Origin of the sequence: Pseudarthrobacter sp. J1738 (assembly GCF_050490315.1) — a bacterium.
In the GTDB taxonomy this organism is placed as follows: Bacteria; Actinomycetota; Actinomycetes; order Actinomycetales; family Micrococcaceae; genus JBNPEO01.
In genome coordinates, this window is the sequence record NZ_JBNPEO010000007.1 from 12,763 (window position 1) to 33,433 (window position 20,671).

Sequence of the window (20,671 nt, forward strand, 5' to 3'; positions counted from 1 at the left end):
AACCATGCCCTCCACTGCGTTCTCACTCCTGCTGTGCCCACTCTGCGGAGCAAGATTCTCCGCCGAAACGGAGGAGAGCTCACTGAGCTGCGGCTCCGGGCACCGGTTTGACCTAGCAAAACAGGGATACGTTAATTTTCTTACCGGGAAAGGCACTGCGTTCGCTGCAGATTCTGCGGTGATGGCTGCGGCCCGGGCAAACTTTCTTGAAGCAGGGCACTATCAAGAGCTCGCACAGCGAATTGCTGCCAAAGTGCCAATCACCGTTGATCACACACCAGTAGTTTTGGACGCTGGAACCGGCACTGGCTACTATCTGCACAAAGTGCTCCAGAACCACGCCGCAACGGCCGTTGCCTTGGACATTTCAAAGTTCGCCCTTCGCAGAGCTGCCAGGCTAAACCCGCAAGCGGCCAACGTGGTGTGGGACATCTGGCAGCCACTCCCCCTTGAGGCAGCCAGCGTGGACATGGTGATGGTGGTGTTCGCGCCACGCAACGCGAGTGAGTTTGCTCGTGTCCTCCGAACTGATGGAATCTTGGTGGTAGTTACACCGGGGCCGAATCACCTGCGTGAAATAGCGCAGGCCGCGGACCTGTTAGGGATTGAACACGACAAACTCAAACGCCTTGACACCACCATGAACCAGGCATTCAGCTTGCAGTCTCGCGAGGAACTTTGCATTCCCCTAGAGCTCTCACCAGCCCAAACTGTAGATCTGGCCCGCATGGGTCCGGCAGGCCACCATTTGGACGATTCGCGGGCCGAGGAACTGACACGACGGTTGGAATCTAGCACCACCGTGCATGCTGAGTTTGTTATCAGTACGTATCTTCCGCTCCCAGATTCAGAGCCCGCATCCGGCTAGGATGTTTAACAGGTGCAACGCGGCTCCAACCGGCAGTCACGCATTGCACCTAAAATCTAGGGGGAAGTGATGTTTGAATGGCTCGGCAATAACTGGTGGGCGTTATGGCTCACTGTTTTCTTGATTTGTGCCGCAGTAGAAATGCTTACCCTCGACTTGTTTTTTATTATGCTCGGCGGCGGCGCCATTGCTGCGCTGATTAGCGACTTCCTTGGGGCCCCGCTGTGGCTCGAAGTCATTATTTTCTGCTTGATCTCACTCTTGATGATCGCCCTCGTACGGCCCATCGCCCTGCGCCACCTCCGCAAAGGCCCAACTGAGCAGCTCAGTAACGTTGATCGTCTGATTGGTCTGGAAGCAGTGATCATCGAAAGCGTCAGCGAGCACGGCGGCTTGATCAAAATTGGTGGCGATACGTGGAGCGCCAGGAGCGCTGGTCCTCAACTAGAACCGGGTCAACGGGCGCTGGTCTCTGCCATTGAGGGAGCCACCGCGGTGGTTATTCCCGCAGCTCCAGGCAGCGCGCACAACAACCACTAGATTTCGTTATTCAACCAGGGGAGAGAAAAACGTATGGACACAGCAGGAGGCACCGCGCTCACCGTGGTGCTGTTGGTATTCGTCATTGTGGTGGTCATAGTACTTGTCCGCTCAGTCCGCATTATTCCCCAAGCACGTGCTGGTGTGGTGGAGCGTTTGGGTAAGTACCAGCGCACTTTGAACCCAGGTCTTACCGTCCTGATTCCTTTTGTTGACCGCTTGCTGCCGCTTTTGGATCTTCGCGAACAAGTAGTCTCCTTCCCGCCGCAGCCGGTGATCACAGAAGATAACCTCGTGGTCTCAATTGACACAGTGGTCTACTTCCAGGTCACCGACCCGCGCGCAGCCACCTACGAGATCGCCAACTACATCCAGGCCGTGGAGCAGTTAACCACCACTACGCTGCGTAACGTTGTTGGTGGCCTAAACCTTGAAGAAGCGCTCACGTCTCGAGACCAGATCAACGGTCAGTTGCGTGGTGTTCTTGATGAAGCCACTGGCCGTTGGGGCATTCGCGTTTCCCGTGTTGAGCTCAAGGCCATTGATCCGCCCCACTCCATCCAGGACTCGATGGAGAAGCAGATGCGTGCCGAGCGTGACCGCCGTGCGGCGATTCTTACCGCTGAAGGTACCAAGCAGTCCGCGATCCTTACCGCTGAAGGTCAACGCCAAGCAGCCATTCTTAAGGCCGAAGGTGACGCGAAAGCAGCGATCCTCCGAGCCGACGGTGAGTCGCAGGCCATTCAGAAGGTCTTCGACGCCATTCACAAGGGCAAACCAGACCAGAAGCTTCTCGCTTATCAGTACTTGCAGACCCTACCGAAATTGGCTGAAGGTACTTCCAACAAGCTGTGGATCATTCCCAGCGAGGTGGGCGAAGCACTCAAGGGAATTGGCAGCGCCTTAGGCGGCAAGCCCGGTTTCGACTTTGGTTCAGAAACCGAAACGCCCGACGTCGAAGCCTCCCCCACCCCGGTTCGGCCGGCAACAGTTCCCACTCCACCGGCAACACCGCCTACCGAAGCGGGCCCTGGAACTGAAAATCAGTTCTAAGAACGGTATGATTAAGTCTTTGTCCGCCTAGATCAACTACGCGGAACAAAAGGACAGCGTCCACCGTTGTTTTAAATGCAAGAATTTTGGTGTTGTTTTGCAGGCCGAGATGCGGTCTGAGCTGCAACACCTGCGCGGTTTGAGCTAACGCGCACATCAACATGAGGGAGTAAATATGAGCGACCGCAGCCTGCGAGGAATGCGACTTGGCGCCCAGAGCATGGAGACCGAGTCCGGCGTTGAGCCAGCTCCACGCCAGCGCATTGAGTACCGCTGTGCAGATGGTGAGCAAGTTTTTGTGACCTTTGCCGCGGAAGCTGAGATCCCGCCGGTCTGGACATCTAAGACGGGCAAAGAGGCTCTGCTGGTTGATGGCGAGAAGCCCACGGACGGCAATGAGAAGGCTGTCCGTACTCACTGGGACATGCTGCTTGAGCGTCGTAGTTTGGAAGAGCTCGAGACCATCCTTCAGGACCGTCTTGATATCTTGCGCGAACGTCGCGGCGAGCGTACCTCCGCCTAGGGGTTTTTCCTGAGCAGAACGTTTAACGTCTTTGGCTAAGAGGCTGGGGACTAAAAGAGCGGGCTGGCACCATATGGTGCCAGCCCGCTCTTTTAGTCTTGTGCTAGATCTAAGCTTTGTTGCTTCGCTTGTTCAAGCGCTTCCAACGATCGGCCAGACCCCACTTTGTGACGTTGATCATGGCTTCAACAACAATGTTGCCGCTCATCTTGGAAGAGCCAAATTCTCGCTCTACAAAAGTCACCGGTACTTCTACGATCTTCAGCCCGAGCTTTGCGGTACGCCATTTCAGGTCTACTTGAAAGCCGTAACCAACTGAGGCAACTTGGTCCAGACCAATTGCTTCCAGCGTTGTCCGCCGAAATGCCTTGAAGCCGGCCGTGATGTCCTTGATGCCCATGCCAAGCATCAAACGGGCGTAGGTGCTGCCCGCGCGAGAGATCAGTTGACGGTACAAGGGCCAGTTCACTACGGAGCCGCCCTTGACCCACCGAGATCCGATGGCAAGGTCTGCCCCCTGCTCAACGGCGTCTACGAGTAAGGGCAGCTGTTCAGGCTTGTGAGAGCCATCTGCATCCATTTCAACCAGTACGTCGTAGCCAGCTTCGAGCCCCCACTTAAAGCCTGCGATGTAGGCGGCGCCCAGCCCCTCTTTACCTTTTCGGTGCAGGACATGGACTTGGCTGTCTTCTGCAGCCAAGGAATCTGCCAATTGCCCGGTACCGTCAGGGCTGTTGTCGTCTACAACCAGAACATCCGACGCCGGAACGGCGGCACGCAATCGGCCCAATGTTTTTGGCAACGATTCGAGTTCGTTGAAGGTCGGAATGATGGTCAGTACGCGCACGCGGTGGCCCTTCCTGGCAGGAGCGGTCGATATTCGCGCCACAGCAGCCCAGTCGAAAAACCGGCGGCAAGCGGCGCAACTCTCCATTATAGGTGAGATTAGCAATGGAAAATTTTACTAAAAGAGGGCAGGCCCACACGGCTTCGGGCCAGTAAGAGCCCAGCCAAAGCCGGGAAACTGTTTTCTGCTGCCGTGGGACCTGCCCTAAAGTGCCGCTACATCAGCAGGAATATGAGAAAAATACGTAGCCCCGAGTGATGCGAGTGGCCAAGTTCCTACGATCATCTCGCGGGAACCCGTTGAACAAATATGCTACGTGCTGTGACAGTCATGTCAACCATGCACTGAACTGGGATAACTCTTATCGGCCCAGTTCAGAGCCATTTGGATGCCTCATGATTTCCTGCGGAATCGAGCTGTTCAGCAGAGTAAATTTCCGTACCGTTGGCCACAGTCTGTAGACAGATCGGTTCTGCGTCACCATCGAGTGCAGGCAAGAGGGGTGTACGCGCACGCGGATCGGTACTCCACGATTGAACGCGCTCGTCGGCTACCTGAACCATCAGTTCTTCCACTTCCCACACGGCGAAGCTGGCTGGCGCACCAGGGACCAACTGTCCCAGCAAGGGATTTGATTCACGTAATGCCCGCCAACCAGCACGAGTGTGGCCAATAAATGCTGCTCGCGCAGAAATACGTTCTGAGGCGGTGTTGTGGTTCAAGCATGCACGAATACTGTCCCAGGGGCGCAAAGCGGTGACCGGTGAATCGCTACCAAAAGCTAGTGGCACTCCGGCGCGGAACATCGAAGCGAAAGGATTCATCCCAACGTGGCGTTCACCCAAACGCTGAGCGTACATACCGTCCGCGCTTCCCCATGTTGCATCGAAGGAAGGCTGGGCGCTCACCGTAACTGAATGGGCAGCAAGGCGTTCGATCGCCTGCGCGTCAGCCATTTCTACATGTTCAAAGCGATGGGCGGCGGCCCGGACGGCTCCGCCTCCAAGCTGCGTAGCTACTCTGTCCAAGGCTTCGAGGGCTGTGTCCAACGCGGCATCCCCGATCATGTGGAATCCACCTTGGAGGCCAGCTTGTGTGCAGGCAGCCAAATGTTGTGCAGCTTGTTCCACATTGAGATAAGCGGCGCCCCTCTCCCCCGCAGCGTCGGCGTAGTCGGTCCGTAGCGCAGCCGTGCGGGAACCTAGAGCTCCGTCCATATTCAAGTCGCCTGCAAGGCCGCGAACCTTGGAACCGAGGGCCTCTACAAGTTCGCGAGCCTGGGCTTCGGTGGACACTAATTGGCCCCAATATCCGTAAACCGAGGGTGTGGCTGTAGCTTGGCTGGTCCATGACGTAGCTAAGCGGAAGTCATCCATGCCCGCTATTTGTGGTGAGGACATTTCGGCCAAGGCTACGTAGCCATTGCGTGCAGCTTCGTGGAGGGCAGCGCGCTGAAACTCTTGCAGCTGACTAGGCGCAAATTTTCGGGCCAAGGGACGTACAGCAGCATGAGCTTCGCGGGTGACGAGTGAGTGAACAGCATCCCAGCCGGGCAGTGAAGTTGCCCCTGATTGTTCAGCGAGTTTCTGGGACACCAGCGCTGAATGAACATCAACGCGAGTGAGATAGAAGTCCTTGCCAGCGGCCGCGCGCGCTAATTGCTCCGAAGTAGGTAAGGTATGATCACGCCAGGCTGAATTGTCCCACGAGTGACCCAAGAGCACAGCTGAACCGTTCGCAGTAGCTCCGGCCTCAATGGTGGCGAGAAGCTCTTGCGCGGAGCCGATTTCTGCGAGGTTTAGGCTGGCCAGCGCTGCGCCTGTCTCAGTCAGATGCACGTGAGAATCAACAAAACCCGGGGTAACAAGTGCACCCTGCAAATCTACAATGTGCATCGTAGAGTCGGCAATGGATGTGGCGGCTTGTTCGGAGCCAATCCACGCGACGGTGTCACCATCCACAAGCATCGCCGAAGCAAAGGGGTCAGCTGCTGAATAGACGGATCCGTTCCGGTACAAGGTGAGATTCCGGGCAGGCGTAGGGGTGCTCATTTACAGTCTTTCTCGTTGGTGCATCATTGGACGGGCCAATGATCGGTTACGCGACAGCGGAGTAGGCCACTACGCCACGTCGCAAATTTCGGATGGCCTCTTTGCACAATCGGTGCAAACGGTCGTCAATGCCTGGCACCTTTGCCAGCTGGTCCAAGAGGTCAATAACTTGTTTGACCCAACGCACAAAGTCCCCAGCAGCTAATTCGGTGCCTTTGAGAACTTCGAGCAGGTGCCGGCCCTTGGACCACTTAAAAATGGGCCACACCAAACCGAGCTCGGGTTCGCTCGTTAACGGCAGCTTATTGCGCTCTTCGACGTCTTCAAGCATTGACCATTCCCGGACCACCACGTCCACTGCCGATTCAAGTGAAACGCTGGGCATCTTTGGCCGCATACCGCGCTCTTCGCGCTTGGCTTGGTAAACCATAACGCTCGCCAGTGCGGCAAGCTCATGGGCGTCAACATCGTCGAATGCGCCGTGCCGGATCGACTGGGAGATAAGCAAATCCTTCTCACCGTAAATGCGGCGCAGACTCGCACCTTCGGCACTTATGGTGACTTTGCCGGAGTCGTCCGTGACCAAGTATTCGTAACGGGTCAAAACGTCACAAACACGGTCGAAAGTGCGGGCAATGGTGTTTGTCCGTCCCTGAATTTGCCGGACCAGCGTGTCAGTCTCGCGGCGCAACTTCCACCAGCGCTCCGCCCAACGCGCGTGGTCTTCGCGTTCGGCGCACGCATGGCAAGGATGCTGGCGCAGCTGCTTGCGAAGTGCGACGATCTTCTGCTCGGTGTCTGCAAGACCATCAGCAAAGGCGTATTGGCTCCGGGGCTTACGGCGCTTTTCCTGGTCCGGACGCTCGCGCAAGCCGTTACGAACCGCTGAAGCAAGGTCGCGCCGATCCTTGGGAGATTTAGCGTTAAACGACTTGGATATCCGGACCGTGAAAATGGGGGTGACGGGGGCGTCGAGGTCCTGAAAGCCAATCCGGCGCAATTGGTGGTCCGCCGTAAGGACGGCGGGCCGCGGTTCCCGAGCATTAAAGTCAGCGTTAAGAACGACGGCGACACCAGCGTTTTTTCCGTGCGGAATGTCTATCACGTCCCCCGGCATCAGACGGGTGAGTGAATCATCAATCAGAGACTTTTTCATCCGATTGTTGACCTTGGAGGCACCGTTCTCAAGATCCGAGAGATCACGGCGAAGTTTGGAGTACTCGCTGAAATCACCCAGATGGCAGGTCATGGATTTTTCGTAACCGGCCAACGATTCTTCGCGGCTACGCACCTGCCGGGCCAAACCTACGACTGAGCGGTCAGCTTGGAACTGGGCAAAGGAGGATTCCAATATTTCGCGCGCTCGTGGCCTACCAAACTGTGCAATGAGGTTGATACTCATGTTGTAAGTGGGGCGGAAGCTCGAGTTCAGTGGATAGGTACGGCGAGAGGCCAAACCAGCCACCGCGGTGGGATCCGTGCCAGGCTGCCATAGAACAACCGCGTGACCTTCAACGTCGATCCCTCGCCTGCCCGCACGGCCGGTCAGCTGCGTGTACTCCCCCGCTGTGATGTTCACATGCGCTTCGCCGTTGTATTTCTCGAGCTTTTCCAGAATCACCGTGCGGGCTGGCATATTAACGCCGAGCGCGAGGGTCTCCGTGGCATAAACCAACTTCACGAGGTTGTCGGCAAAGAGTTTCTCGACGACTTCCTTAAAGGTTGGCAACATCCCAGCGTGGTGTGCGGCGATTCCGCGCAGCAGGCCCTCGCGCCATCCCCAAAAGCCAAGGACGTCTAGGTCATCTGAAGGAATCTCCTGGGCAGCCTCATCTACTCTTGAAGCAATAATTTGTTGCTCACGCTCTGTAGTGAGCCATAAATTAGCAGCTACACACTGTTCTACAGCTGCGTCGCAAGCTGCGCGGGAGAAAATAAAGCTGATAGCGGGTAGTAAGTTTTGGCGGTCTAGGCTGGCCACAATCTGTGGGCGTGTGGCACGGCGAACGGGGCTGCGCTGCTCCTGCCCTGAAATGTTGCTTTGTTTGTAGCGGTTCTGCCGATCTTGCTGGCGCCGGCTCCGTCCGCCATGACCAAAGCGGCCACGGTGGTTCATCTGCGTTTCATTCCGGGCCATTTTGAGCAATTCCGGATTGACTACAAAACGGTCTTTAACGTCTTCTGATGTAGTTTTCGAATCGATGGCCGGGCCCGTTGGCGCTACCTCGTCAAAGGGGGTATCGGTCCCAAACAGGTCTACAACTTCTTTGCCCACCATCACGTGTTGCCACAAGGGCACTGGGCGCGTTTCAGAGACAATCACGTCAGTATCACCGCGCACGGTATCTAGCCATGCGCCAAATTCTTCAGCGTTAGAAACGGTGGCGCTCAACGAGGCAAGTTGGACCTCTGTGGGTAAGTGGATGATGACTTCTTCCCACACTGCACCACGGAATCGGTCAGCGAGATAGTGGACTTCATCCATCACCACGTAGCCCAAGTCATCGAGAGCCTCTGAACCGGCGTAGAGCATATTGCGCAGAACTTCAGTGGTCATGACCACCACCGGTGCGTCACTGTTGATGTTCGTGTCGCCGGTGAGCAAACCTACATTTTCAATCCCGTATTTGGCGCCGAGCTCTGTGAACTTCTGGTTACTCAGGGCTTTGATGGGAGTGGTGTAAAACGCCTTCAGCCCGCGTTCTAGCGCCAAGTAGATGGCGAATTCGCCAACAATTGTTTTTCCGGCCCCGGTGGGAGCAGCAACGAGCACTCCCCTGCCCGCTTCAAGGGACTGGCAGGCCTTGAGCTGAAAATCGTCCAAGGCAAACTCAAGAGTGGACGCAAATTGTCCAACTTTGGTGCGTGCCATCTCTTGTCTCTTGGCCGCCGCTTCGTATCGTTGGGACGGCGAGAAAGTCTCCGATGGTGATGACATACTTCCAGCCTAATAGCCGTAGGCCTAGAGGTTCTCCAGATCCTGCAATGGCGTGGCAATATCTGCAGTGGCGTCTGACTCTTGCTGCGCCTTGGCCACACGTGCTGCACGGCGTTTGTCGTTGATAATGCACAGGCCGATGGCAGCAAAAAAGAGAATCAAAAGCGGTCCGGCCAACATAAACATGGATAGGGCGTCGGCACCAGGAGCGGCGACGGCCGCCAGGACAAACACCAGAAATACAGTGATGCGCCAAGATTTCAAAATGGTTCGTCCCGAAACTATGCCTGCCATGTTGACACCGACGAGCACCACAGGCACCAAGAAGGCGATGCCCAAAAAGAGGAGCATGTGGGTGGCAAAGGTCAGGTACTCAGAGGCGTCAACGTTGTTAGCACCGTTCTGGGGAGTGAATTGCAGCAAGGCACGAACCACAGTGGGGATAACGGTCCAAGCCACGAACACACCGGTCAAAAAGAGAGGCACAGCTGCGGCCATAAAACCAAGCGAGTAGCCGCGTTCTTTTTTGGTCAGACCAGGGGTGATAAATCCCCAGATTTGGTAGATCCAGATGGGGCTGGAGATCACCAAACCAATTTGGATCGCGATTCGAATCTTAAAATCGAATGGCGAAGCTACGGAGGCAAAGTTCAACACCGCTGTGCGGTGAGACTCCGCCGCAATCCTGATCAGTGGGTCCGAAAGACTGTTAACCACCGGATCATAAAGGAACCACCCAGCAACGGCACCGAGAATAATCCCGATGCCAGCTTTAATGAGCCGGTTCTTAAGTTCCTTGAGGTGGTCCCAGAGGGCCATACGACCCTCTGGGTTGGACTTTCGGCCCTTCGTCACTGCCACTTGAGTCAGGCGCGGTTCGACGGCGGGACGTCAGTTCCGCCGTTGGTGTTGCCGTTCTGAGTCGGAGCATCAGAGTGGTTAACTATCTTGCCTTCAACAGGATCAGTTACGTCACTCTTGGTCTCGCTCTTGCCTTCATCCTTCATCTGCTTAACTTCAGATTTCATGATGCGCATTGACTGGCCCAGGCTGCGTGCCATTTGGGGCAGCTTGGGGGCAGCAAAAAGCAATAGTGCCACGATGATAATAATTACGATGGGCCACGGGCCATCAAAGAGTCGTCCCATTGGAAGTCCTTTCCTCTGCGTACATCCTACGTCTATCTCATACCTATGTCGTGCAGTGTCCGCGGTTGGTGACGCGCCACTTTGCGGGCCACACGTTTAACCCGACGTAGTTCTTGGCGTTCTGCCTTGCCGGCGCGGTATTCGGCCCTGACAGTATCCGGATCAGCGAAAATTCCCAAGCCGGGACGTTCCGCCGATGCATCATCAGACGAGCCTTCAACGCTGCGCGAGTCCAAAAAGTTTCCCAGTTTTGCGCTGGACTCCTCGAACTCCTTAAGTAACGCCATAAAACCGCGGAACAAGCGAATGCCTAGCACCACAAAAATAAGCAAGGCGATAGCCACAAGGGCTACCCACAACAGAATCCATGACCACCAAGGCATTCGAGCAGTCTACCTTCCTCGATCCACACGCTTGTATGGGTGCTGGACTATTGCTCGGATTGATACAACTGGACTGATTCATCAAGCCATCCCAGCGTCTGTGCAGCCACAGACGCCGGTTCCACCACGCGAAGTGAACCGCCATGTTGGGCCACAGCTGAGGGTAGCCACGCTGTGGATGCAACACGAATGTTAGCTAGAAGTCCGCCATCGGGCAGTGGAGCTGTGGCCTCCGCGTAATAGTGCTCTGCCAGCCATGCGCCGGCATCACTGAGCGCCAGCGTAACAACCTGGTCGGTGTCGTGGGCGGTAAAAAGCGTGGCTGGAAACCCATCGTCAGTGCGTGAGTGCGTAGCGATGGGCTTCTCGGTCACCTCAACGCTCAAAAGGCGTTCCAGCTTGAAATTACGGTTTGCCTCAGCGCTGTGGCACCAAGCCTCAAGGTACCAAGAGTCATCTTGAGAGATCAGGCGCAAGGGGTCCACGGTGCGCTCTGTGACCTCGTCCCGGCTAGGAACCAAATACTTCAGTCTCAATTGACGCCGGCCGCCAAGACCCTTCTGGATGCGTTCCAAGATTTCAGGTGAGGCACTTGGAGTCAGTCGAGCCTCAACGGCTGGCGCCAGGGCGGCGACGTCCCCGGCTGCTTCGGTGAGCTTCACCGTTGCTGAGTCTAGGGCTTCGCGATCCGCCAAACCCGGTAGGCCGCTCAGAGATTCCAAACCAACCAAGAGCGCGCAGGCTTCTTCCATAGTGAAGCGGACAGGTTTGGACAGCTCTTCAGCATTCTCTAAATAGACGTGCCCATCATCGAACTGCACGTCCATCAGATCGTTGTGATACCCATCAGGCAAGCCAGAACACATCACAATGTTCAGATCAGCATCTAGCTCCTGTTCAGTGATGCCAAAGTTCGCTGCGATGTCCCGCTTGTGCATTCCTGGATTTCGTACCAAAAAGGGCACCAAACCCAGTAAGCGCTTTAGCCGTTCTTCAGAACTGCTTCGGGTACGTCTAGTAACACTGCCAGCCTTGAGGCCGGCGAAGGCTGCGGGACTCGGTGCCTTGGTCATTGACGCTGCCCGAGCCATACTCAAACGCCGGACGGTAGCCGCCCGCAAAGGCGCAGGTTCTAGAACCCTTACATTGGGGCCCAAAGCAGCGAGTTCTTCGGCGAAGACTTCGTGGTCTCGGTACTCTAGCTGGAGTTCTTCCCAAACCAAGTCCGTTGCGCCCGGCTGTGAGCCAGCCGCTGGCCGCTGTCCTGAAGGAATACTCTCAGTGGCGCTCAGCGCACGGTTACGGAGAGCCAGTGCCTTAGCCGGTGCTACGGCAACGGTGGCAGTGATGGCAGGCAGTTCCTCCATCTGATCTAGCGCCACCGTCACGTCAAAGTTCTCCGGCGGCAGGAAATTGACGTTCGGCTTTGAGGTTACGGCAGAGGCCATGCGGGAGAGCCTAAAAGTCCGCTGCTCCCCCACCTGAACGTCGCGGCCCACGAGGTACCACTGCCCGAATCGATTGCCGAGCCCCCACGGTTCCACCATTCGCTGTTTAACGTCTTCGCTGCCGCGGCTGCGGTAAGCAAATGTGATGGCGTAGTGACCGCGCATTGCCGTCATCACGGCGTCGAACGCTGGGCCAGCGGTACGAATGCGAGGAAGAACAGCCGAGGCCGTCTCCGCCTCCTCAGGCTCCGACGACGTGTTGGTAGCGGGAAGACCGCCGGCAATTTTTTGTACGGCGCTAAGGGCAGCTTGGCCTAGGGAAGCTTGTTCCCACAGTTGAGCTGCGAGTACCAATACTGAACGTTCCTGGGCCGTGAAAGTAACATCAGGCAAACGGTACTGGTCTTGGCGGATACGGTACTTTGTGGCCTCAGACTCTTCGCCCTGCATGCCCGCGTCGCCGATGATTTCAATGGGAATACCCATAGTTCGAAGATCACTTTTGTCTCGCTCAAACATTCGCAAAAATGCTTCTTCCGAGCTCGCCTCGGCGTAGAGCTTACGGCGCAGATATTCACGCGTGTACCCGTACTTTGTGCTGAGTAACGCAATGAGTAATTTGAGGAGGCGTTCGGTCTTGGCTGCTGACACGTTCCTTAGGGTACTCAGTGCAGGCTGGGAAACGAAAAGCGCGGCCGGATGCTGATGATTTTCAGCTTCCGGCCGCGCTGAGTTCTAAAGGTTTACTTAGCGAACGTTCACCAAATCAACCACAAAGATCAATGCCTCGTTGGGGCCAATGGCTCCACCGGCACCGCGCGAGCCGTAAGCCAGCTCGGAGGGGATCTCAAGGCGACGGCGGCCGCCAACTTTCATGCCCAAAAGGCCCTGGTCCCAGCCTTGGATAACCTGACCAACGCCTACGCGGAAGTCTAAAGGTGCTCCACGGCCCCAAGAGGAGTCAAACTCTTCTCCGGTGGACCAGGCAACGCCAACGTAATGCGTGGAGACGGTGTCGCCTGCTTGTGCTTCGCGACCGTCGCCCTCGATGAGATCGGTAATTACTAGTTCGCTAGGAACGTCACCCTCGGGGAAATCAATTTCCGGTTTGGTGCGGTCGTAGTCGCGCTGACCAAAAGACATGGCTACTCCTTAGAGATTGGCTAGTGAGAAAAAGGGGATATAAGGGTTACTTCACACCAAGGATATCGACGACGAAGACTAGATCGCCCTTCGCCTTACCTTGGGCTGTGTCACCGTAAGCGAGATCCTTCGGGACCACCAGAAGAACACGTGAACCAACCGTCTTACCGGCTAGGCCTTGGCTCCAACCCTTGATGACCTGGTTCAAAGCGAAGCTAGCGGTCTGCCCGCGCTCAAAGCTTGAATCAAAAGTGACACCGTCGGAGAGGTTTACACCGCGGTAGTTAGCGACGATGGTGTCAGTGTCCTTGACCACCGCACCCTTGCCCTTGATGAGGTCTTGAGCAATGAGTTTGGTGGGCTTAGCTACTCCCTTTACATCGATGCTCGGAACGCCCTTGGCATCGGAAGTTACCTTTGGCAAACCAGCGGGCGGCGTTACGGTATCACCCTCAGGCTTCTCCAAAGGCTTCGGGGAATCCTTGGCGCTCAGGATCTTAATAACCAAAATCTGAGTAGGACCTGCAGCCTGTGTGGAAGTCGCGGTGCCCGGCACTGCGTAGGCAAGCTCGGAGCCAATCTTGGCACCAACAAATGCGTTGTAGACCACCGAATTGCCGGATTTCATCTCGTCGCTGAGATCAACCTTTTGCGTCTTGGTTTCGTCTGGGTAGGTGTCCTCAAGGACAGAGGCGTCCTTGCCGCTCAGCGCTAATAGGCTCACGTCGGCAACTTGGTTGGCTTTGACCTTATCGCCAGAGCCTTCCTTAACAACCTTGATGGTGGGTTGAGTGACCTCCAGCGGAGTTTTGAACTCAACCTTCGGTGCTTTTTTGTCTCCCTGATCAGTTAGCTTGAGCGAATCAAGCTTGGAGATGTCACCGGACGTTTGGCTAGTTGGTTCCGGAGTCGACGCCTGACCACCACACGCTGTAAGCAGCAAGGCGGTAGGGATCACTATGGATAAAAGTCGGCGCACAAGAAAACTTTCGTTTCGACGATAGGGGTTGCCGCCACGTGCTCACAGCACTGCAGCAACGTTCTGGGACAGCAGACTGCCCAGACAAGGGTACCGAACGAAGCTGAAAATCAGCCTATGGACTCCAAAATCGCGTCAACTCGTTCATCGGTGCTCAAAAATGGGTCCTTACACAAGATGGTTTGATGCACCCGGTCATTGAGCTTCAGATGCACCCAATCGACGGTGTAATCGCGACCGGCAGCTTGGGCCCGGCGGACAAACTCACCCCGCAATTTTGCCCTGGTGGTTTGTGGCGGTGTGTCCACTGCAGCCTGAACATCTTGGTCCGTGACCACGCGTTTTGCGGCACCTCGGTTTTCGAGCAAGTAGAACAGTCCGCGCTTGCGCGAAATGTCATGGTAGGTCAAGTCCAATTGAGCAATACGTGGGGCATCGAGGGCCATCGAATTCCGGGCAGCGTAGGAATCGATGAGCTTCTTTTTGATAGCCCAGTCAATTTCCGTGTCGATCTGGCTGGTGTTCTGGCTCGCGATGGCGTCCAGGGTCCGGCGCCACAGGTCCATAATGAGCGGAACGTGCGGGGTGTGTGCACCCTCCGCCGCCACAAAATCGGACACTTTGGCAAAGTACTCTTCTTGGATCTGCAAGGCAGTCAGTTGACGGCCATTGGCGAGGCGAACCAGAGCCCGGCCGGTGAGATCATGGGAAATCTCACGGATGCTGCGGATGGGGTTTTCCAAGCGCATGTCCCGCATGATCGTCCCGCGCTCAACCATTCGCAACAAGAGGTCCACCGTGCCCAATTTGAGCATGGTGGTGGTTTCAGACATGTTTGAGTCGCCCACGATGACGTGAAGCCGGCGGTAGAACTCTGCATCCGCATGTGGCTCGTCGCGGGTATTAATGATGGGCCGCGAACGCGTTGTTGCCGAGGAGATTCCTTCCCAAATGTGGTCTGCTCGTTGTGAAAAGGCGTAGGTGGCCCCATGCGGGGTCTTTAGAACTTTCCCTGCTCCGACGAGCAATTGGCGAGTCACCAAAAAAGGAATCAGGACTTCCGCCAAACGGGCAAACTCTCCTTTGCGAGGGATGAGATAGTTCTCGTGGCTCCCATAGGAGTTCCCGGCGGAATCGGTGTTGTTCTTGAACAGGTAAACCTGTCCGTCGAACCCTTCGGCAGCAAGTTTGCGTTCTGCCTCAATCACCAGGTCTTCGAGGATCAGCTCACCGGCACGGTCATGGGCCACCAATTGGGCCAAATCATCGCACTCGGCCGTGGCATATTCGGGATGGGACCCGACGTCGAGATAGAGCCGTGAGCCGTTGGTCAGGAAGACGTTGGAGGATCTTCCCCAACTAACCACTTTGCGGAACAAGTAGCGTGCTACTTCTTCCGGCGCCAGTGGACGCCCGTTTGGGCTCGAGTAAGAGATTCCGAATTCGGTTTCAACGCCGAAAATACGCCTATCCATCTGAGTTTGTACCCACCTGTTTGTCGGTTTCTTCGGCTGCGCCAACGGCGCCACTAATTCCGTTGAGAAGTTGGTCGACGTCGGCCGCTGGCAAACGTCTAAACGCTCGCCGGGTGCCACGAACCGATTCTGAGTTCCGTTCCAAAAGCGCCACTTCCAAGGAAGCCGACGTGAGCTCTTCGCCCTCGCGATCGGTGAGCAGAGCATTGACAGCCAATGACAGCGCAGCAGAAAAATCGAGGTCCGGCCGCCATGCCTGAGCCAGAGCGGCAGACACAACATCGGCTTGCCCGCCCATGGCTACAAAGTCCGTTTCATCTGCAATGGAACCGTCAAAGTTCAGGCGAAATAGATGGTCATCACCTTGGTGGCGGCCCACTTCAGCCACTGCAAGCTCTACCTCAAAGGGTTTGTGCTCGGCAGTGAAAACGGTGCCCAGACTTTGCGCGTAAACGCTTGCGAGGCCTCGGGCAGTAACGTCTGCACGGTCGTATGAATATCCGCGAACGTCCGCGTAACGCACACCGGCTTGACGCAAACTTTCAAACTCGTTGTACTTGCCAACCGCAGCAAAAGCGATTTTGTCGTAAATCTCACCGATCTTGTGCAGCGATGGTGAGGGGTTCTCAGCGACTAACGCAATACCTTCGGTGCAACTGATTACCACCACTGATCGTCCGCGAGCAATACCCTTCCGCGCAAAGTCAGCGCGGTCTTTCATTAGCTGTTCGGGCGAAACATAAAACTGCTGTGACATCTAAGCCTCCCGCCCGGCAGCCGCACGGTCGCTTAGTACCGCTGCTGCAACCTCTGCAAGTTCATGATCGGTGACCCGCCGAGCACCTTGTCGATTCACCGTGTAAACAACCGGCCACAATTTACGAACAACATCCGGTCCCCCGGTGGCTGAGTCGTCATCGGCGGCGTCGTATAGGGCTTCGACGGCAACCCGAACGGCATGGGCCTCATCTAAGTTGGGCTGCCAGAGCTTCTTCAGGGCGCCGCGGGCAAATACTGAACCTGAACCAACGCTATGATGTTCAACCTCTTCATAGCGGCCGCCCGTAACGTCATAGGAGAATAAACGCCCAACGCCCAAGGTGGTATCAAAGCCAGCGAACAGCGGCACAACAGCCATGCCCTGCAAAGCCATGGGCAAGTTGCTGCGAATCATGGCTCCTAAACGATTCGCCTTGCCTTCAAGGCTGAGAAGTGCGCCCTCGATCTTCTCGTAATGTTCCAGCTCAACTTGGAACAACTTGGTGATGTCAATAGCGATGCCAGCAGTGCCAGCAATTCCAAGGACTGAGTATTGATCGGCTGGAAAAACTTTCTCAATATTTCGGCTCGCGATCACGTTTCCCATGGTGGCCCTGCGGTCCCCCGCCATCAGCACACCGCCGGCAAATGCCAGAGCAACAATCGTTGTCGCATGGGGAACGGGCGGCACCACACCGGCCGGCAACTGTTGGCCATAGGGCAACAGATCAGGCCGTGATTGAGCTAGGTACTCAGAAAAGGACGACGTCGCCGCCGCACCTACCGCCCGGATGATCCCCTCAGACAAGAGTTACTGACCACCCTTTTGCACAAACGCGCGAACAAACTCTTCAGCGTTAGTCTCCAAAACGCCGTCGATCTCGTCTAGGAGATCGTCGACACCTTGGGTGGCCTCAGACGTTTGGGCGGAAACGGCGGGTGCTACGGGTGCGGGTTCCTGAACCTCTTCATCTTGCCGTGCGTTAGGACGATGCTGTTCCTGGGCTGCCATGTCAGTTCCTTCGTGTTGTTCCAACAAATGCGGAAAAGGTCTTAGCTACATTATCTGCTTCCTAAGAGCGCAGAGAGGAAGTTTTCCGGATCTTGATGATCCCTAAAAAGTTGCCCGGTCAGTGCCTCAGTCCCCCGTAGCGGTTCGAGGATCGGGATGCGTTGGAGCCGTAAGCGTCCGTTCACATCAAAAATCACCGAGTCCCAGCTCGCACCGACCACACTTTCAGCGAATTGGCTGACGCACTTGCCCCGGAAAAATGCACGGGTATCTCCCGGCGGCTCTGTGACGGCAACCGCGATAGCGGCGGCGTCCACGAGTTTTTCCATCCGCCCACGTTGCGCGAGCCGATGGTACAAACCGCGTTCTGGCCGAATGTCAGACCACTGCAGATCAATCAAAGCAATGCGGGGATCATCCCAACCGAGTCCATCCCGTTCCCGGTACCCTTCTAGGATTTGTAACTTCGCGAGCCACTCAACTCGACCTGCGGCTGCCTGAGCGTCAGTCTCTAACAAATCAAGCGTTGATTCCCAGAGCTGCAGAACCCGATGTGTGTGTCCATCGCCACCCTGTACAGCACCAACACCGGTGTCATTAGCCAATTTCTGCGCAGCTTCAAGGTAGATCCGTTGAATTTCGATCCCGGTCAACCGCCTGCCATCAATGAGTCTGACGGCATGCGTCAAGGATGTGTTGTGGCTGACTTCTTGCAGTTCCTGAACGGGCTCGTAAACCTGAATCTTAGGGGCGCGGTCTGCCTCAATAAGGCTCAGAACCATGGCCGTTGTGCCAAATTTTAGGTAGTTAGCCACCTGGGACAGATTGGCATCACCAATGATGACATGGAGCCGGCGGTACTTTTCGGCTGTTGCATGCGGCTCATCGCGCGTATTGATGATCGGCCTACGGATGGTGGTTTCAAGTCCAACTTCCGCTTCAAAAAAATCTGCCCGCTGACTCAATTGGAAACCGGATTCCACCGGTTCCAAACCCACACCTACACGTCCGGCACCACACATCACCTGGCGAGTAACAAAAAAAGGTGTGAGACCCTCAACGATTTTGCTGAACGGCACACTTCGGGGCATCAAATAGTTCTCGTGCGAACCATAGGAAACGGCTTTGTTGTCTGTGTTGTTTTTGTAGAGGTTGATCGCTGGCAGCTCAGGATCAGCGGCCAGTGAACGGACAGCTGCCAAAGCTACAAGGTCACCGGCGGCATCCCACCGGACCGCGTCCAAGGGGTTAGTAACCTCTGGGCTGGAATACTCCGGATGCGCATGGTCAACGTACAAGCGTGCGCCATTGGCCAAAACCATGTTCATCAACAACTCACCCTGTGGGTCAGATCCATCTTGCTCCAGGCCGGGACGTCCATGAGCCATCGCCACAGCCGTGGCATCTAGCACCGGCGGTTGATCAGTGAGCTGACTTGGGTCTGCGTCTTCTCGAGCCATCGTGTAGCCACGAGCATCATGCAGAGGACTCTCGTCTGCATAGTCCCACGCAGTCCCCGCACGTTGGGCTGCACGACTGGAGGCGTGCTCGCGCGAGATCTTCGCGTAAGCCTGCACTACCCGGGCAGACATCATGGTGGCGTTCGAGTACGGCGCTGTTGGCGCATGAATGCCGTACTCGGTTTCAGAGCCCATCACGCGCACCGCGCCGCCTACAGGCAGTGAAGATGCGCTTGCTGCAAACTCAGCGGCGGCGGAACTGTTGGTCACAAGTACTGCCCGGTGTTGGCTGTAGTTTCGATAGTCTTCCCCGGCTCCTGACCGCCTTTACCCTGAACAATGGTGCGGATGTAGGTGATACGTTCGCCCTTTTTGCCGGAGATTCGTGCCCAGTCATCAGGATTGGTGGTGTTGGGCATGTCTTCGTGTTCACGGAATTCGTCCACCACAGCGCGGAGGAAATGCTCTATCCGGATACCACGTTGGCCGGTTGTGAGCAGGTCCTTGATGGCGTACTTTTTGGTCCGGTCTACCACATTTTGGATCACAGCACCGGAGTTGAAATCCTTGAAGTAGAGCATTTCGGTGTCACCGTTGGCGTAGGTAACCTCCAGGTACTCGTTGGACTTGTCAGTGGAATACATGGATTCAACGGTGCGCTGGATCATGTCATCAACGGTGCTTTGGGCATCGCCGCCGTGCGCAGCAAGATCAGCCTCATGGAAGGGCAAATCAGTGGTCACGTACTTGGCAAAAATGTCCGCGGCAGCTTCTGCGTCGGGCCGTTGAATTTTGACTTTGACGTCCAATCGTCCCGGGCGCAGGATGGCTGGATCAATCATGTCTTCACGGTTGGACGCACCAATAACAATGACATTGTCCAGACGTTCAACACCGTCAATTTCGCTCAGAAGTTGCGGAACAATGGTGGTTTCGACGTCGGAGGAGACACCGGTTCCGCGGGTGCGGAAGAGCGAATCCATTTCGTCAAAAAACACCACAACGGGGCTGCCGTCTGAAGCCTTTTCCCGAGCTCGGGCAAAGATGGAGCGGATGTGCCGTTCGGTTTCGCCCACGTATTTATCGAGGAGCTCAGGGCCCTTGATGTTCAAGAAATAGCTCTTGAGGTCTGCTGTACCGGCACGTTCTGCAGCCCGGGCCGCCAACGAGTTCGCCACTGCTTTGGCAATGAGTGTTTTGCCGCAACCAGGCGGGCCGTAGAGCAGAATTCCCTTGGGCGCTTTGAGTCCGTGCTCGCGGTATAGTTCCGGGTGCAAAAAGGGCAGCTCAACGGCGTCCCGGATTTGCTCGATCTGCGGACCAAGCCCACCGATGTCCTCGTAGGAAATGTCCGGGACTTCCTCCAACACCAAATTTTCCACTTCGGAGCGTGGGATCTTCTCGAGGGCATACCCGGTCCGAGTTTCCAGTGAGAGTGCGTCTCCCACACGAACACCTACACTCTGCAGCGCTGCGGAAATCCGAACCACTTTTTCATCGTCGGTGCGGCCAACAACAAGCGCGCGGTCTTTGCCAAGTAGCTCTTTGACAGTGACGATGTCGCCGGCGCGTTCATAACCGAGAGCAGCCACGATGACGAGGGCTTCATTAAGAAGTACCTCTTGGCCCGCGCCGAGCTGTGCAATGTTCAAGAGTGGACTGATGCCCACCCGAATTTTGCGACCAGCGTTGAACACGTCAACACTTTCTTCGGTGGCGGCCTTGCCAATTCCAGCTGCAGAACGTGGGTTTACTTGCAGGACGGTGGCAAAGGTGTAAGGGGGTTGGCCATCTTGCTCAAGGGCTGCTTTGAGACGTTGAATCTCGGTGCGTGCGGCCTCGAGTGTGGCCACCAACTTACTGTTGTTTCCCGTGGCCGCAGCTAGTTGGCGGTCTAGGCTACGCAGCTTGTCACGAAGAACGTTGACCTGCCGGTCCGCCACGGACAACTGGGCAGCGTTTTCAGCGCTCGGATCGTTTCCTGATGCAGCATCGTTCACGGTGTGTGCGCCTCTCGACTTGGGTACCTATATAGACCCTAACG

Annotated in this window: 19 protein-coding genes; 4 read left to right on the forward strand and 15 right to left on the reverse strand. The window is 56.1% G+C overall.

Going from position 1 to position 20,671, the window contains the following annotated elements; translation table 11 throughout:
- The first annotated feature begins 4 nt into the window (after nucleotides 1–4).
- The 4 genes from ACQR35_RS10140 to ACQR35_RS10155 all read left to right on the forward strand — a co-directional run bounded on the left by ACQR35_RS10140 (nucleotide 5) and on the right by ACQR35_RS10155 (nucleotide 2,984).
- A complete protein-coding gene (locus ACQR35_RS10140) occupies nucleotides 5–868 on the forward strand; it encodes a putative RNA methyltransferase (RefSeq protein ID WP_430269962.1) in 864 nt (287 codons plus the stop codon).
- 69 nt (nucleotides 869–937) lie between these two features.
- On the forward strand, nucleotides 938–1,408 hold the full coding sequence (locus tag ACQR35_RS10145; RefSeq protein ID WP_430270018.1) for an NfeD family protein: 471 nt from the start codon (nucleotides 938–940) through the stop codon (nucleotides 1,406–1,408).
- A gap of 33 nt (nucleotides 1,409–1,441) precedes the next feature.
- A complete protein-coding gene (locus tag ACQR35_RS10150) occupies nucleotides 1,442–2,461 on the forward strand; it encodes an SPFH domain-containing protein (RefSeq protein ID WP_430267148.1) in 1,020 nt (339 codons plus the stop codon).
- Between the two features lie 175 nt (nucleotides 2,462–2,636).
- Entirely contained in the window at nucleotides 2,637–2,984 is a 348-nt protein-coding gene (locus tag ACQR35_RS10155; protein ID WP_430267147.1) for an RNA polymerase-binding protein RbpA, read from the forward strand.
- Nucleotides 2,985–3,093: 109 nt separating this feature from the next.
- On the opposite strand, the gene ACQR35_RS10160 is transcribed toward ACQR35_RS10155, so the two are convergent.
- From ACQR35_RS10160 to arc, 15 genes are all read right to left on the reverse strand, one after another.
- On the reverse strand, nucleotides 3,094–3,831 hold the full coding sequence (locus tag ACQR35_RS10160) for a polyprenol monophosphomannose synthase (protein WP_430269963.1): 738 nt from the start codon (nucleotides 3,829–3,831) through the stop codon (nucleotides 3,094–3,096).
- A gap of 374 nt (nucleotides 3,832–4,205) precedes the next feature.
- Nucleotides 4,206–5,882 (reverse strand): amidohydrolase, encoded by a 1,677-nt coding sequence (locus ACQR35_RS10165; protein ID WP_430269964.1) that lies wholly within the window; start codon nucleotides 5,880–5,882, stop codon nucleotides 4,206–4,208.
- 46 nt (nucleotides 5,883–5,928) lie between these two features.
- Complete coding sequence (locus ACQR35_RS10170; RefSeq protein ID WP_430269965.1) at nucleotides 5,929–8,820, reverse strand: DEAD/DEAH box helicase; 2,892 nt, start codon at nucleotides 8,818–8,820, stop codon at nucleotides 5,929–5,931.
- 24 nt (nucleotides 8,821–8,844) lie between these two features.
- The gene (gene tatC, locus ACQR35_RS10175; protein WP_430267285.1) at nucleotides 8,845–9,639 is read right to left on the reverse strand and encodes a twin-arginine translocase subunit TatC; all 795 of its coding nucleotides are present in this window, start codon (nucleotides 9,637–9,639) and stop codon (nucleotides 8,845–8,847) included.
- A gap of 47 nt (nucleotides 9,640–9,686) precedes the next feature.
- Entirely contained in the window at nucleotides 9,687–9,968 is a 282-nt protein-coding gene (tatA, locus tag ACQR35_RS10180; RefSeq protein WP_430267143.1) for a Sec-independent protein translocase subunit TatA, read from the reverse strand.
- 32 nt (nucleotides 9,969–10,000) lie between these two features.
- A complete protein-coding gene (locus tag ACQR35_RS10185) occupies nucleotides 10,001–10,351 on the reverse strand; it encodes a hypothetical protein (RefSeq protein ID WP_430267142.1) in 351 nt (116 codons plus the stop codon).
- A gap of 47 nt (nucleotides 10,352–10,398) precedes the next feature.
- A complete protein-coding gene (locus tag ACQR35_RS10190) occupies nucleotides 10,399–12,450 on the reverse strand; it encodes a helix-turn-helix transcriptional regulator (protein WP_430267141.1) in 2,052 nt (683 codons plus the stop codon).
- Nucleotides 12,451–12,546: 96 nt separating this feature from the next.
- A complete protein-coding gene (locus ACQR35_RS10195) occupies nucleotides 12,547–12,942 on the reverse strand; it encodes an FKBP-type peptidyl-prolyl cis-trans isomerase (protein ID WP_430267140.1) in 396 nt (131 codons plus the stop codon).
- Nucleotides 12,943–12,988: 46 nt separating this feature from the next.
- Nucleotides 12,989–13,921: an FKBP-type peptidyl-prolyl cis-trans isomerase gene (locus ACQR35_RS10200; protein WP_430267139.1), complete on the reverse strand. Its 933-nt coding sequence runs from the start codon at nucleotides 13,919–13,921 to the stop codon at nucleotides 12,989–12,991.
- A 110-nt stretch (nucleotides 13,922–14,031) separates the two neighbouring features.
- Entirely contained in the window at nucleotides 14,032–15,396 is a 1,365-nt protein-coding gene (pafA, locus tag ACQR35_RS10205) for a Pup--protein ligase (protein WP_430267138.1), read from the reverse strand.
- A complete protein-coding gene (prcA, locus tag ACQR35_RS10210; RefSeq protein WP_430267137.1) occupies nucleotides 15,389–16,153 on the reverse strand; it encodes a proteasome subunit alpha in 765 nt (254 codons plus the stop codon). The genes pafA and prcA overlap by 8 nt, the downstream gene beginning before the upstream one ends.
- Complete coding sequence (gene prcB / locus ACQR35_RS10215; RefSeq protein WP_430269966.1) at nucleotides 16,154–16,963, reverse strand: proteasome subunit beta; 810 nt, start codon at nucleotides 16,961–16,963, stop codon at nucleotides 16,154–16,156.
- Nucleotides 16,964–16,966: 3 nt separating this feature from the next.
- The gene (locus tag ACQR35_RS10220) at nucleotides 16,967–17,167 is read right to left on the reverse strand and encodes a ubiquitin-like protein Pup (protein WP_430267135.1); all 201 of its coding nucleotides are present in this window, start codon (nucleotides 17,165–17,167) and stop codon (nucleotides 16,967–16,969) included.
- 50 nt (nucleotides 17,168–17,217) lie between these two features.
- Nucleotides 17,218–18,822 carry a depupylase/deamidase Dop gene (gene dop / locus ACQR35_RS10225; RefSeq protein ID WP_430270019.1) on the reverse strand — a complete coding sequence of 535 codons (1,605 nt, stop codon included), beginning with the start codon at nucleotides 18,820–18,822 and terminating at the stop codon, nucleotides 17,218–17,220.
- A 71-nt stretch (nucleotides 18,823–18,893) separates the two neighbouring features.
- Complete coding sequence (gene arc / locus ACQR35_RS10230; protein WP_430269967.1) at nucleotides 18,894–20,627, reverse strand: proteasome ATPase; 1,734 nt, start codon at nucleotides 20,625–20,627, stop codon at nucleotides 18,894–18,896.
- Between the last annotated feature and the right edge of the window lie 44 nt (nucleotides 20,628–20,671).